The following is a 14,635-nucleotide window of genomic DNA, read 5'->3' on the forward strand; positions in this document are numbered from 1 at the left end:
TTTAAGCGACAAACAGTCACTACCTGAGTAGTGATATATCTTGTATTATATATGTAATACAACTAAAAGACAAGGCTGATAATACAGAAAAACCGTTGATTGTTGCCCTAGCTGACGTTTAAAATAGGTATTCAAGCGGAGAAAATAAAAGCTTGAAATTAATATTGGTAGCTCCCGACTCTTTGTTATGTGCAGCCTTTCAACAGAATTTTAATTACTTACCCAATATAGAAATAGTGAATAACTATTTCGAGTGGTTGCCAGATTTTGATTGTATAGTCAGCCCTGCTAACTCTTTCGGCATGATGGATGGTGGCATAGACGCAGCAATTATCCGTTTTTTCGGTCGGACTTTAATGGCAAGAGTCCAGCAGCGTATTCTTGAGGATTATTTGGGTGAACAGCCTGTGGGAACATCAATGATTGTGGAAACAGGTCATCACAAACATCCTTTTTTGGCTCATACACCTACTATGCGAGTTCCCATGATTATTGCTGGGACAGATATTCCTTATATTGCGATGTGGGCGATGCTGCTGACAGTTCGCCACCATAATCAACATAGGCAAAAAATTAACACAATTGCCTGTCCTGGATTGGGTACAGGAATAGGACGAGTGCCATATACTGAGGCTGCTAGACAGATGGCTTTAGCTTATGACCATTTTCTGTATCCACCCAAGCATCTCAATTGCATAGTTGCAGCTGAAAGACAACTTCAGATATGGGAAGGAGGAGATTGAAAAGAGGCAGGGGAGCTCTTAGCTGGGAGGAAGGGGGATAGAACAGAAAGGGGATTCGACCCACCTGAACGAGAGTTACTTAATAACTTAATAGAAGTGGGGCACTCAGACCCATGTTTCGCTCTGCTCCACGGCTCTCGATTGGGGCCATTTCCCCTGCTTCTTCGTTGGAGTAAAGCAGGACTTTGGATAATAGTCTGAATTCATTCCGGGGAAAATATGGTGTTCCCTATGGTGTGAAAAATTTAGATGCAATTTATCAAATATTTTTGGAATGCAAAGAGAAACACTATTAATTAAGGGATCGTTATGTCGTTATTAAACTTCATAAAAGAATGTTAATTTTTAATACAATAAATTGATTATATAAGTCTCAATTCTACCAATTTAAGCAGCATCAGTGAGTGACAAATCCTTGATTTTTTAGGGTTTGGAATTTATCGCAGATCGAAATGGAAAAACATGAGTATTTGGTTTTATCATAATTTGATATAACTAAAAATTTAAGGAATACACACATGACTTCCAGCATTCCAGACAATATCCAAAGACATACTCCTTTAGGAGTAGATGTGAATAACAAAAACCGAATTGCTTACCAAGCGAACCGCACAGCGATCGCCGCATTCAATGCAATCGTAATGGCAGGAGCAGAAACTTATATCAATGGGCTAAAAATCCCCGATCCTCTGCTCAAATCCCTTTTGAATCTCTCCACGCAAATCAGCTACAAATATTTTCCTTCTCTTTTAGTTCCCTATGAATGGCTGTTGCAAGAAAGCGATCGCCTTGCAGAAGGGTCACACGAACTAATGAAGATTCAATACGACCTACCCGAAGAAATGTTCAGTCTGATGTTAAAAGAGACAGAACTTTTATATCCCAAATACACAATGGCTTTATGGGAAAAAGGAGCATCCAACCTTGAGCAAGCTCAAATGCAGATGCTTGATGATTTGATTGCAAAAGCAGGCATCGAAGACGGAGACGAAATCTTAGATTTGGGATGCGGTTGGGGTTCTGCATCACATTACATTCTTTCCCGGTTTCCGCATGTAAAAGTAACGGCTCTTAATTTGAGCCACAAGCAATGCGAATATATGCGTAAAAAAATGCAAGACCCCACCAGTTACCTCCATTCAGATAGATTCACTTTATATGAAGAGGACTTTAATGATATTGATTTTGAGAATAAGTTTGATAAAATTATGGCGATCGGCCTGTTTGAACATGTAGGTAATTTAACGAAATCATTTCAAAAACTGGCTTCTCTCCTCAAAGATGATGGCCAGGTCTTAATTCACATAATTACGACCAGATTGCCTTATAATATAACCCATCCTTTTATCAACAAATATGTTTTTCCAAACATGCGGGTGTGGAGTTATGATGCCATCCCAAAGATTAATAAAGACCTGAAAACTATTAATCAATGGTATTTAAATGGTGCTAACTACTCAAAGACCCTGATAAATTGGTTGATGAATTTTGACCAAAATCAAGCAAAAGTCAAAGATTTAAATTATGGCATGAACTATGGCAAGTTCTGCCGGATGTGGAGACTTTATTTGCTCTTGTGCATTTCGTATTTTGACGGCTGTGATGGTGAAATTCTTGGCAACGGTCAATACTTGTTGGTTCATGCGTAACCTTTGTAGGCAGGGGAGCAGGGGGACAAGGGGGAATTATTGAACAAGTCTCTCCCCTGTTTCTCCCTTTTCCTTGTCTCTTTTTCATGCCCCATGCCTGACTGGGTTTCAGAGCAAGTAAATTTATTTATGCCCAGAAGTAAAAATATTTATTACAGCTATTTTCAGGTAAATAGACCATACAGGTAGTCGTCTGTCCCATTAATTTTGCGGGGATCTAGGTATACTTATAAAGCTACTAGCAGCGATTCGATTTCTGAAGATTTCAAATCACGTCCGATAAAAACTAAGCGCGTTTGCCTAGCCTCTTCCGGTTTCCAGGGGCGATCGTAAAATTTATCAAATCGAGTTCCCACGCCTTGCATCACCAAACGCATGGATTTATTTGGCACTGCGACAAAGCCTTTAATTCGGTAAATTTCTTGTTCTTGTGCTAATTTTTCTAACTCCTGTTGCAGCTTTTCTGGATCAAAGGTACGATCCAAAACTAAATTAGTAGAAGTAATTTCTTCGTCGTGATTGTGGTCTTCTTCAGTATCGTGATGACTAGGACGAGAATCTAAATTGTCTTCGACTGCGGCTTGGAATCCTAATAATATAGATGCGTCTAGTTGAGAATTATCGCTCTCGACAATCTTCACCACTCTGGGTAACTCTTGCTTAATCAATTCCTCAACTCTGGCTTTTGTCTCGGCATCTACCAAGTCAATTTTATTTAACACCACCAAGTCTGCACAAGCAAGTTGGTCTTCAAACAGTTCTTGTAAGGGTGTTTCGTGTTCTAGATTATCATCTGCTTGTCGTTGGGCTGCGATCGCATCTGGATCGCTAGCAAATGTCCCTGCTGCTACCGCCGCACAATCTACCACCGTAATTACCGCATCCACAGTGGCGGCGTTGCGAATTTCTTGCCAGCGAAAAGCCTTCACCAATGGTTTTGGCAACGCTAAACCAGAGGTTTCAATCAAAATGCAGTCGATACTATCTCGCCGCTTGATTAACTCTTGCATCGTCGGGTAAAACTCTTCCTGCACGGTGCAGCATAAGCAGCCGTTGGTTAATTCAAAGATATTAGTGTCGCTACTACCATCTTCTGGGCAAATTTGACAAGATTTTAACAATTCGCCATCAATACCGAGTTCGCCAAATTCATTGACTACAACGGCAATGCGTCGTCCTTGGTTGTTTTGTAGCAGGTGGCGAATTAGGCTGGTTTTTCCACTACCTAAGAAGCCTGTAATCACTGTGACAGGAATTTTCGTAGCCATATTTTTGCCTGATTTCCTCAGTATGAGAAGTTTTACGGGTTACAAACTTAAATACTGGGATTAAGCTTGGTTTGAAGATTGACTTAGTTATTTTAAGCTGAAAGTCTATGGTTAGCCTGAAAATATTGCCGTTTTTGAAGCAGTTGCAATTTATCGTCAAGCGAGTAAAAATGATCCCAAAAATGAGGTTTATTATGAAAGGTTAGCTGAACTCTCACTAAAGCGCGGTTTTGTGAACGAAGCGATGCCTGCGGCAAGCCGCTTCGCGTCTACGCAGCCTACCGCCAACTAATTAAAATTGAGCCTGAGCCTTCAAGGTATGTAGAACTGGGTGATGTGCTGATGACACAAGAAAAACCAGAAGATGCGATCGCTCTTTACCGCCAAGGCGTTGCCGCAAAACCCACTGATTATTATTACTGAACCGTATTGCGATATAAACCTCATCTAAGTTGAGAACCGTAGTTTTCGCCCTCACCCTAAATCCATCTCCCATATCTAGGAGAGGGACTTTGAAATTCTAGCTCCCCGAATCCCATATCTGCTACGGTGTACACACATCTTTCTAGAAAACCAAAATCGTAGTAGATCCCTCTAAATCCATGCCACCTGCTCATGGGGGAAACCACGCCAGATGCTCCACTACAGCGCTTCGCGCATCCTGCGGCGGGGGAGACCCCAAGACCGCAGTGGCTCCCCTTTTTAAGGGGGACTTTGAGAGCTTTTTGCCCCCCTTAAAAAGGGGGGTTGGGGGAATCAAAAGCTTATGGGGCAACTCTCAAAGACTTGTGTGTACACCGTAGCCCATATCTGGGATTCGGGGTTGGGGGATGAGGGCAAATCCTTATTCATTAGAGTTGAACTACAGGTTTCAAGATAGACGTGGTTTAACTATGAATAAAAGTTGGGTTTTGGCAGTTCATCATTTAATGCCCACTTTCCTATCTCTTGAATTTTGTAATCTACAGGATCGTGCAGAGTGAATGTACGGAGATTACGCCAATAACGGTCAAAGCCATATTTTGCATTTGTAGCGCGTGCGCCCATAACTTCAAAAATGCGGTTTGTAATGTCTAAACCGACTTTAGTTGCGAAGACTTTGGCAGTAGCAACCAAAAGCGCACATTCTGCTCGTTGTTCGGCGGTAAGTGACCATTCCCGCTCCCAAGCTGCTTGTAGTAATTCTCCTGCCTGCTCAGTAAGATATACGGCTGCTTGGAGATCAACCCAGATTTTACCATAGTGCTGAAGGATGTAAGGATCTTGGGTTGCACTCTCTACACCTGATGTCAGCCAAGGTTTAGTATTAGTGGAAGTATATGTTTTAGCAGCTTCAAATGCTCCCTGGGCAATTCCCAGGTAGATATTAGCAAGATTCAATTGAGTTAAGCAGGCGCGAATAGTATTGAAGGGTTGATTGGGCTTGTCTCTACTACCAAGAATTTCTTCAGGATATACCAACACGTTTTCAAAAGTAACACTACCACTGTCTGTTTGGCGTTGCCCCATATTATTCCAATCATGATGAACTGTAACGCCTTGCTGTTGGGTGGGAATTACCAAAATATTCAATTCACCAGTTTCTTGATCAGTAGCAGTAATTGGCAATATATCTGAGTCTTGAGAGCCAGAGCAAAAACTTTTAATCCCGTTGAGACGAAAATAATTATTTTCTGGTGTGAGAGTAGTTCTTTTATCTAATGGGTTGAGGGCATTACACCAAAACCAATTGTTGTGGATAGTTTCTGAGTAATATCGCTGTTTTTGTTCTGCCGAACCAAAGATATGAGGAATAACGACACCTAGATGGTGGTAAGAAAAGACGTGAGCAATGGAACTATCAACTTTGGCAAACTCGCGGGTAATTTGCAGAACAGTAATCCAGCTTTGCCCTAAACCACCGTACTCTATAGGTATAATTAGTTTTAGCAAGTTGCTTTGACGCAAGCGATCGCGTTCATGCTTTGGTGTTCCCCCTTGAGCATCCCGCTCTACAGCAGTTTGGGCAAATTCCTTTGCTAAAGACTTAGCTAAATCAAGATAATTTTGAGATTTTTCAGTTTCAATTAATTGCATATATTGCAACTTCTCCCGCTAACCCTCTGTGAGGAGCGACTATAAATTTGGCTGGAAAATTTTTAATCTACAGTGTGTTGATATAACTACCGTACTAATAGAAATATAATTGCACATTTTAACTAATAATGCAAGTTTAAATTAAATTAATTTTGATAAATCTATAGGTTAATAGTGCAATATAAAAAAATATTTGGTTGAGAGTCAAAAAGAAAAAAAATATTCTAATCTACTTGTTTTTCAAGAACATATATGCAATATTAATAAGTTGAATCCACTAATCTACTTTAACTGGATGGGTAAACAGTGGATAAGTGCTAATGGGCAAAAAAGTCTAATTTTTGTCTAAAACTAAAATATTTTTACAGATAGATATTTCCTTAGCAAATAGACCAGCTTGTATAAGGATTATATTTTTGTAAAAACAAATCTTTTCTCCACTGAAATATGCAGATTCAAATGCCAGATATTCACTGATGTATCTGGAATTATAACGATATTAGTGCGAATTTCCGAGTGTTAGAGTAAATCAACTTTTTTCAGAGCTAGCCATAATTTTCTAGCTTAACAAGTCATTGAAATATCTGATGACTTGGACTAAATTTTTCAAACCAAAAATGTGAGGAGTGATAGAAATGTTCAATCGTCCATTTCAGAATTTATTCATGGAATCGATGATTGTGGGGGCTACTTTGCTAGCCAGCACATCAGCTTACGCCCAAGAAAGGAATTTAGCTACTGAGACTCAAACAAATATACTATCTTTGGCGCAGCCCGCCGCAGGCATTGCCACTGTCCCACAGCCAAACAGTATGTCTCAGGTAACTTCTGTATCTCAGTTTTCAGATGTGCAACCAACTGATTGGGCATTTCTTGCACTCCAGTCTTTAGTTGAGCGTTATGGATGTATTGCGGGTTATCCAAATAGTACTTATCGGGGAAACCGCGCCATCACTCGCTATGAATTTGCAGCAGGTTTAAATGCTTGTTTATCTCGGATCAACGAGCTAATTGCAACAGCTACATCTGACTTAGTTACCAAACAAGACTTAACTACTGTACAAAGACTGCAAGAAGAATTTACTGTTGAACTAGCAACTCTACGGGGTCGCGTTGATAGTTTAGAATCTCGCACTGCGGAACTAGAAGCCAATCAGTTTTCAACAACTACAAAGCTTTCTGCGGAAGCCATCTTTGTGATTACGAATGCTTTTCAAGGCTCAGTTAATGGTGATAACACAGTTTTTCAAGATAGAGTTCGCCTCGTTTTCAAAACTAGCTTTACAGGTAAAGACACTCTAAATACTCGTTTAAGTACTGGAAACACTACTACTTTGCAGCTTCCTGGTGGTTCAGCCGAAGGTTTGCAAACCTTCAATCTTGCTCCTAGTAACAACAACCTATCCGTAGATTGGCTCTCTTACTATTTTCCAGTTGGTAGCAAAATTGATGCTTACATAGGAGCAATAAACGGAGTATATTTTGATTTTGTTCCGACTCTGAGTCCCTATCTTGATAGTGCCACAGGCGGCGATCGCGCTTTGACAGAATTTGCTTCCTCTAGTCCTATCTACCGGATTGGTGGTGGTGCAGGTGGGGGATTCAATTATCGATTAAGTGACCAGTTGGTATTGAGCTTGGCTTACTTAGCAGGAGATCATGCCAGTCCTCAGCCAGACAGTGGTTTTTTTAATGGTCAATATAGCGCATTTGGACAAATAGCATGGAACCCAAACAATAACTCTGGCATTGGTTTGACTTATGTAAATGCCTACCAAAATCGGGGAGCAATATTTGACCTGGGTAGTGGTTTTACACTTGTGGGAACACAACAAGCCAATACTCCATTTGAACGGACGATTACCAACTCTTACGGAGTTGAAGCTTTCTATAAATTTAGTTCTCGATTTGCAGTCAATGGGTTCTTTGGCTACACCAACGTCAAGAATCTGGCAGGTAGTGGTAGTGCAGATATTTGGTACTACGCTCTGGGATTGGCATTCCCAGATTTAGGTAAACAAGGCAACCTTGGTGGTGTTCTTGTGGGTGCAGAACCTTATCGGGGTGGTAATCCAGCACCTGCAAACGATTTATCCTTACACATTGAAGGCTTTTATAAGTATCAGCTTACAGATAATATTGCCATCACCCCTGGCGTAATTTGGATTACGGCTCCTGCTCAAAATAATGACAATCAAGATGCGGTAATTGGCACTGTCAGGACAACCTTCACCTTTTAGATAATCAGCAAAGGTACAAAGAATAATTCATCGAAAGTCGGCGAGTTTTTTATGCTTATAATCAGCAATGCAGATATAAAAGCTAAAAAACTCTCCCACTGCTAAGAGGACAAAGGAAGCGAGATAACAGCATTACAACTAATTAATAATTCGTAATTCGTAGTTAAGAATTACGAATTACGAATTACGAATTATTCTGAAAAAGTTTCCTAATCCAAAATCTAAAATCCAAAATCTAAAATTGATTGACTCCAATAAAGAATGCCACAATTACAGCCAAGGATGGCGTGGGGGGTAGACACCATTGAGGAAGTAGTTACCAACAGCGTAGTACTTCCAACGTACAGGATCGTGGAGTGTGTGAGCGCGAGCATTTCGCCAGTGGCGATTGTAGTTGAATTCCTCCAATGTGGACTTAGTACCTGCTAGTTCAAATAACTTGTTGGTAGCTAGGATTGCTGCTTCAGTGGCTAATGCTTTGACTTCAGCAACTGCGATCGATGCTTCAACTACTTTGGGTTCTTCTAAACCTGACTCGTTGGCGGTGTCAAGAAATTCGCCTGCACGACGTAGCAATGCTTCTGAAGCGTGAACCTGAATTTGGACATTGCCTAAGTTGTACAGTGTCAGGGGATCTTCGTAGCCTTTTTCTAAGTTGCTGTCAACCCAAGGGCGAGTATATTTACGGACAAAGTGAATGGTATCACGAACTGCGGCTTTGGCAATTCCCACATCTACGGCGGCTTGGATGATTTGCGCGATCGCACCCATTGGTGTAGCTCGCTCAAAGGCTAAGTAGTGCGGAATCACGTGTTCTGCCTTAACTTTCACATTTTCAATAATGGTAGTGCCGCTAGCAGTGGTACGCTGTCCGAAGCTCGTCCAATCATCAAGTAGGGTTAGTCCTTCGGCATCTCTCTCGACAAATGCCACCACTGTTTTACCATCTGGATTGCTGGCAATGACGGGAACCCAATGTGCCAGTAATGCTCCAGCAGAGTAGTATTTGCGTCCGTTGAGTACGAAGTCAGATCCATCTGATTGTAACTTTGTCTGCACATCATTGACAGACTTAGTGCCTACTTCCGAGAAGGCATTACCAAAGCGTTTACCTTGTAGAACCAAATCAAAGAAGAACTTTTTCTGTTCATCAGTGCCATCTAACCGAACTGCTTCCACCATGTAGAGGTGGTTTTGGGGAATTTGACCGAGGCTAGAATCGGCTTCGGAGATGATTTTAATTACTTCTGCTAGGGTTGCATTGGATACAAAAGCCCCGCCATACTCTTTCGGGACTGTAATCCCCCACAATCCACTCTGGGAAAACTTTTCCACTTCCTCCGCAGGCAAACGCCGAGTTTGATCGCGTTCTGAGTCTCCCTTGGCAAACTCAGCTGCTAGTTCGTGAGCGATCGCGATCGCTTCTTTATCATCCCGAATAATATGCGCCTTCTGTTCTGTATTAATTACTGATGTCATCGTAAAATTCCTTGATTGTGATTAAGTGACTCATAATCGCCACTCCTATGAGACAACGCAAAATACTCATTTGAGGGATGGACATCTTGACCTATCAAAAGTTGCTAATGCACAAGATGGCCAAAGGGTAAAGGATGTATTCAAAACCTTTCCCCTTTAACCGAACCGTATTGTCTACACTCCAACCAACTCATCAGCTGTCCGACGATTAGCTTTCAGTTCACGCACAATCGGAATTACTGTCTTACCAAATGCAGGTAAATCATCCGAGTAGTGTAAGAAGCCACCGAGAATTAAATCAACTCCCGCTTCATGGAACTGGCGAATCTTTTCAGCTACTTGTTCAGCCGTACCAATCAAGCCTGAACGGAATCCATCGTTGTACTGCACCAAGTCTTCAAAATTGGAATTCGCCCACATTCCCTGACGTTCACGAGTAGAAGATCCCGCTTGTTTCACTGCTTCACCAAATCCTTTCACCGCCTCTACATCGGCTTGGGCAATAATATCGCGCAACACTTCATGGGCTTCTGCTTCCGTATCTCGCACGATGATAAAGGAATTCAAACCAAACTTAATTTTGCGTCCTTCAAGACTCGCTAATTCAGATACCTCTGCAATCTGCTCTCGCACCCCTTCTATGGTGTTGCCATTCATGAAATACCAATCAGATACGCGACCAGCCATGCGCCGCGCTGCTTTGGAGTTACCACCTTGAAATATCTCCGGGTGTGGATTCTGATTAACTGGTTTAGGCTTCACCCAACCGCCGTTAATGCGGTAAAAGTCGCCTTTAAAGTGAAACTCATCTTCAGTCCACAAACCTTTGAGAACGCGGATAAATTCTTCTGAACGACGATAGCGTTCGTCATGGTCTAACCAATGTTCACCATATATAGTGAATTCATCTTTAAACCAGCCACTAACTACATTCAGAGCAAACCGTCCGTTAGAGAGAAAATCAATACTGGCACCGATTTTGGCTACTACTCCCGGATGCCACAATCCAGGGTGAACTGCTGCAATTAGCTTCAATTTCTTGGTGACTGGAGCCAAGGCTGATACGGTTGTTAATGCCTCTAACTGATACTCAGCGCCATAGCTGGCGATAAATCTGGCTTGTGCTAGTGCATATTCAAACCCGACTTCTTCAGCCGTCTGAGCTAGTTGAGCATTATATTCATAAGTCCAATCTGTGCGTTGGGGAATTTTACTAACAACTAACCCACCGCTAACGTTAGGAATCCAGTATGCGAATTTAATATCTACCATAATTGTGTGTTTGTAATTGAAACTGCTTGGTTATAAGAGAAGGCAGGAGGAAATATGATGCAACAAAGCCTAATTTGTCATCATTAACTAATCAACTAAAACTTAGTCAAAATCTAAAGCTTGAGAGCGTCTGGAAACTACTCTGAGTTTACAAGTAGACAATTTCAGGTTCTTATGGTCGTAATATATCACAAGCCGACCGTGTTACCGTAGTTTTTGATGAATCAGACTTTATCACGAGAATTTTTCTAATGTCGTGACTCGATATACTTAAATTCCATTTCCATATTCCAAAATGGAATACTGCCCAATTTTGCTGAGTATTTAATTATTATTTTATATTTGCTGGGTATCATCCTGATTCAGTTAGAACAACCAGAAATCACCACTTAACAAAGTTTCGACACTATTCCAGATCGTGATAAGCAACTGATTTTCATGTGTCATCTACAACTATGCACAGCAGAAATAAATGTGGTAGTGTGAACTACTAAACTACGAAAAAAAGATATAGATACCGTAGTTAAATAGATGTCTCGTAAAAAAAGGCACAGGAAAAAGATTTATGGCACTTCAGTTTGGAATTTGGTCGCCGATCTGTGGTGGATGGTTGCGGGTTGTCAACCATGAGGCTAATTTATCCACTCAAGATTTGGTAAAACTGGCAGTTCAGGCAGACGAATTAGGTTATGAATTTTATTACATTCCTGAACATTACTTAAATGCAGTTCATGGGCCTAACTATAATGTCGCTGATGCTTGGATTACAGCAGCTTTAACAAGTTTGAACACCAAGAAGATCAAGATTGTTGCGGCTGTACAACCTGGTTTTAAATTGCCTGCGGTGGTTGCGAAGCTGAGTGCAAACATTCAAAATCAACTTAGTAACGGCAGATTTGCTCTGAGTGGTATTGCAGGTTGGTGGAAGTTAGAAGTAGAAAGCTATGGAGATATCTGGCTACCCCACAGCGATCGCTACGTGCGATTAGAAGAGTACATTGATGTAATTAAGGGGCTATGGACAGTCGAAGACTTTAATTATGTTGGCAAATACTACAATATTACGGGTGGTATTCTCGCAGATAAGCCGACACCAACACCACCCATTTTCATTGCCGGCGAATCAGACAGGGCGATTGACTTAGCGGCTCGTCAGGGAGATTATCTATTTATCAATGCTGATGAACCTGAAAAAACGGCAGCATTAGTGCAGAAAGTGAAAAGATTGGCTAGCGATCGCTACCAGCGTCAGATTAAAGTAGCAATGAGTGCGTTTGCGATCGTTGGCGAACATACCGCCGAAGCCGAAGCCAGATTAGAAGCGATTTATCGTTCTGCCAATCAGCAGCAAATCGAGTACTTTCAAGAACAAATCGATCCTAACGTCGTTGCCCACAACAAACTAGATATTAGTCAAACCATTGAAGCCAACCTCGGTTTATCTGCTCAACTCGTTGGCGATCGCTATACTATTATTAACCGCCTGAAAGAATACGAAGCTGTTGGCGTTGACTTAATAATACTCAAATTTGAATCTATGTTGGAAGACACTATTCGCTTCCACAAACTAGTGATTTCTGAATATACACAGCAGAATAGCTTAATTCTGTTGTAATTAAAAATCCTGCCTAAACTAGCATGAATAAGATTAAACTCGAAGATATTACCCTAAACCACATCAAAATTTTAAAAGCAGTAGATGACTGTGGTAGCTTCTCTAAAGCAGCACAAAAATTAGGTTATAGTCAAGCATTAATTAGTAAAAAAGTCAAACAAATAGAGGATTATTTCGGAGTAATTTTATTAAATCGCTCTCCCGGCTCTATATGCTTGACTAATAAAGGCAAGAAATTGATTTCCCAGACATTTAATGTCGTAGAAACTGTAGAAAATCTGCAAGAAGAATTTCAGGCAACATTTAGCGCTGAAGGTGAAGATTTGATATTGGGGGCTACTAATTTAATTTTAGAAGTCTGGCTAAAACAATATTTGCAGAGATTTCAGCTTTGTTTTCCAGGCAGAAAGCTCAAAGAAATTGCGGCTAAAGATAGCAGATTTTTTTCCAATTCTCACCTCATAGAAATCGATCTACTGCTCAACACTTGCTCTGGATATAAGGAAGAACACCACTGCACTAGATTAAAAACTCATAAAATGCTGTTGTTTTCCTTTGGAGCAAGTAAATATTTAAATGAGCATCGCTTAGTTCAAATAAATGATATTGATCTGGCTGATATTGTGCTTTTAGATGAGGTTTATCAAGAACTATCTAAAAATGGATTTTTGAAGAATAAATTAAGCGGGGTACACGTGCTAAACAGTTATCAAGATGTACTAGATTATGCTTCAAAAAACCAAAATCTAACGATTCTACCTGACTTTTGTCAAGCTGAAATAATAGCTCAATACCAAGTTTCAACTCTGACTATTGAAGATATTAATGAATATGGTATTTATCTGCATGTTCCTCGCTTTAGCGAGTTGTTAATATCCGCAGAGGGTTTGGTGAGAAGCTTTAGACTCGATCAAGACAATTTAGAAAGCTTGCCTAATATAAACCTAATTTTAGGTAGGTATTCTCCCAAAGAAGAAAATATTCTGAGGATCGGTATTCAGAGGGATTCCATAGGACAATTTATTGCTGGGTATGGGACTAAGTATATTTCTGATTTACAGAGAGCATCTTCATCATTTGAACAGGCTATTTCCAAAAATATTGAAATTAATCGAAATTTCGAGTTACAAATTCTGCCGTTTGACTCTGGGGAAAAAATGAACCGACAGATGAAGCGGGGAGAGCTAGATATTTGTATTTTAGATGATATTTCTCTCTTAAATAATGGTAGCCAATTCTTTGATGATTTAAGTTTTGGTTCTAAATTAATCGGGATTGCTTCATATAATCTTTTAGGTCAAGATATAAATATTGTTCTGCATAAAGATTCTTCCATAAATACTGTTCAGGATCTAAAGGGGAAACGAATTTCTACCTTATTTGGTTCCAATGCTCATAGGTTCATCATCACTCTTTTTGACCTCTATAATATGGATGTCAGTAAAGATTGTAAATTAGTGAATGAAGATCCTCGTAAAGCAAGTAAGAGTTTGGCAAATAAAACTATAGATGCTTACGTATGCTGTCACACTTTCGCCTCAATTCTAGAAGCTTACGCTTTTGTTAGAAAGCTGCCTTTATCTCAAACAAGTAGTTTAAGAATTCCATCAATCAGAGGAATTGTCTGTCGCTCACAGTTCATTAAAGAAAACCCTAAAATTGTAGTTGCTTATTTACATGATTTAGTAGTTGCTAACTATTGGTTTAATTCATCTCCAATCAAGGCAGCAGATTTATTAACTAAAGTGATTGATGTGAGAACAACTCAAGTAAATCAGTTTTTTCATCCTGTATTTGGGAACCGCATCGATCCCACCCTCAAACCTCAATGGTCTTGGTTACTAAAAACTTTAAATCGCAGGTTAGAAGGAAAATATGGTATTTCACTATTTGATGTAGATTTCTGGATCGATGATTATTTTTTAAGACTTGTCTACAATTTGCTGAATCTAGATTATCACTTTCACCAGGTTTCTTTTGCAAGTGAATTTTCTAGCAGCTATTTTGTCGAGGAACAGTTTAGCCGACATATAAAAGTTCTCTATGATAAATATGATTTACCGCTACAAGATGAAGATAGCAATCACAAAGCAATATCCAGTTTAGGATGAAAATCGTGCAGAAACTACCTAATTTTGAATTGCGGATTGAAAGAAAACCTTAAAATCTAAAATCCTAAATCTAAAATTGAATGACTCCTAACTCTTTTGATCAAAATTGAGGGGCAATTTCCCCATGCTTGCTTTCACGAATAGAAAACAGTCACAGGGCTATTGCCCCTTAATATTTTGAT

Annotated in this window: 10 protein-coding genes; 5 read left to right on the plus strand and 5 right to left on the minus strand. The window is 40.1% G+C overall.

The annotated features are described in order from the left end of the window. Nucleotides 1-152: 152 nt before the first annotated feature. Both HWQ36_RS33405 and HWQ36_RS33410 read left to right on the plus strand, forming a co-directional pair. Nucleotides 153-743: a macro domain-containing protein gene (locus HWQ36_RS33405; RefSeq protein WP_292711189.1), complete on the plus strand. Its 591-nt coding sequence runs from the start codon at nt 153-155 to the stop codon at nt 741-743. A gap of 518 nt (nt 744-1,261) precedes the next feature. Next, a complete protein-coding gene (locus HWQ36_RS33410) occupies nt 1,262-2,392 on the plus strand; it encodes a class I SAM-dependent methyltransferase (protein WP_292711192.1) in 1,131 nt (376 codons plus the stop codon). Between the two features lie 227 nt (nt 2,393-2,619). Here the strand turns inward: HWQ36_RS33410 and cobW are convergent, their stop codons facing one another. The 3 genes from cobW to HWQ36_RS33425 all read right to left on the minus strand — a co-directional run bounded on the left by cobW (nt 2,620) and on the right by HWQ36_RS33425 (nt 5,736). Then, the gene (cobW, locus tag HWQ36_RS33415; protein ID WP_292711195.1) at nt 2,620-3,660 is read right to left on the minus strand and encodes a cobalamin biosynthesis protein CobW; all 1,041 of its coding nucleotides are present in this window, start codon (nt 3,658-3,660) and stop codon (nt 2,620-2,622) included. A 292-nt stretch (nt 3,661-3,952) separates the two neighbouring features. After that, a complete protein-coding gene (locus HWQ36_RS33420) occupies nt 3,953-4,138 on the minus strand; it encodes a hypothetical protein (protein ID WP_292711198.1) in 186 nt (61 codons plus the stop codon). 413 nt (nt 4,139-4,551) lie between these two features. Then, the gene (locus HWQ36_RS33425; RefSeq protein ID WP_292711200.1) at nt 4,552-5,736 is read right to left on the minus strand and encodes an acyl-CoA dehydrogenase family protein; all 1,185 of its coding nucleotides are present in this window, start codon (nt 5,734-5,736) and stop codon (nt 4,552-4,554) included. A gap of 635 nt (nt 5,737-6,371) precedes the next feature. Here HWQ36_RS33425 and HWQ36_RS33430 point away from each other — a divergent pair. Beyond that, a complete protein-coding gene (locus HWQ36_RS33430; RefSeq protein WP_292711202.1) occupies nt 6,372-7,976 on the plus strand; it encodes an iron uptake porin in 1,605 nt (534 codons plus the stop codon). A gap of 270 nt (nt 7,977-8,246) precedes the next feature. Here the strand turns inward: HWQ36_RS33430 and HWQ36_RS33435 are convergent, their stop codons facing one another. Continuing rightward, the gene (locus tag HWQ36_RS33435; RefSeq protein WP_292711205.1) at nt 8,247-9,455 is read right to left on the minus strand and encodes an SfnB family sulfur acquisition oxidoreductase; all 1,209 of its coding nucleotides are present in this window, start codon (nt 9,453-9,455) and stop codon (nt 8,247-8,249) included. Between the two features lie 174 nt (nt 9,456-9,629). Beyond that, nucleotides 9,630-10,727 (minus strand): dimethylsulfone monooxygenase SfnG, encoded by a 1,098-nt coding sequence (gene sfnG, locus HWQ36_RS33440; protein WP_292711208.1) that lies wholly within the window; start codon nt 10,725-10,727, stop codon nt 9,630-9,632. 565 nt (nt 10,728-11,292) lie between these two features. Here sfnG and HWQ36_RS33445 point away from each other — a divergent pair. Next, nucleotides 11,293-12,342: an LLM class flavin-dependent oxidoreductase gene (locus HWQ36_RS33445; protein ID WP_292711212.1), complete on the plus strand. Its 1,050-nt coding sequence runs from the start codon at nt 11,293-11,295 to the stop codon at nt 12,340-12,342. A 23-nt stretch (nt 12,343-12,365) separates the two neighbouring features. Then, nucleotides 12,366-14,453, plus strand: coding sequence for a LysR family transcriptional regulator (locus HWQ36_RS33450; protein WP_292711214.1), 2,088 nt, complete (start codon nt 12,366-12,368; stop codon nt 14,451-14,453). Nucleotides 14,454-14,635: the final 182 nt, after the last annotated feature.

It is taken from the genome of Nostoc sp. NMS2 (assembly GCF_017115105.1).
Lineage (GTDB): Bacteria > Cyanobacteriota > Cyanobacteriia > Cyanobacteriales > Nostocaceae > Nostoc.

Coding starts and splice junctions, on each gene's coding strand:
- HWQ36_RS33410 (WP_292711192.1), top strand. CDS start 1,262: ATGACTTCCAGCATTCCAGACAATATCCAAAGACATACTCCTTTAGGA.
- cobW (WP_292711195.1), bottom strand. CDS start 3,660: ATGGCTACGAAAATTCCTGTCACAGTGATTACAGGCTTCTTAGGTAGT.
- HWQ36_RS33425 (WP_292711200.1), bottom strand. CDS start 5,736: ATGCAATTAATTGAAACTGAAAAATCTCAAAATTATCTTGATTTAGCT.
- HWQ36_RS33430 (WP_292711202.1), top strand. CDS start 6,372: ATGTTCAATCGTCCATTTCAGAATTTATTCATGGAATCGATGATTGTG.
- HWQ36_RS33435 (WP_292711205.1), bottom strand. CDS start 9,455: ATGACATCAGTAATTAATACAGAACAGAAGGCGCATATTATTCGGGAT.
- sfnG (WP_292711208.1), bottom strand. CDS start 10,727: ATGGTAGATATTAAATTCGCATACTGGATTCCTAACGTTAGCGGTGGG.
- HWQ36_RS33445 (WP_292711212.1), top strand. CDS start 11,293: ATGGCACTTCAGTTTGGAATTTGGTCGCCGATCTGTGGTGGATGGTTG.
- HWQ36_RS33450 (WP_292711214.1), top strand. CDS start 12,366: ATGAATAAGATTAAACTCGAAGATATTACCCTAAACCACATCAAAATT.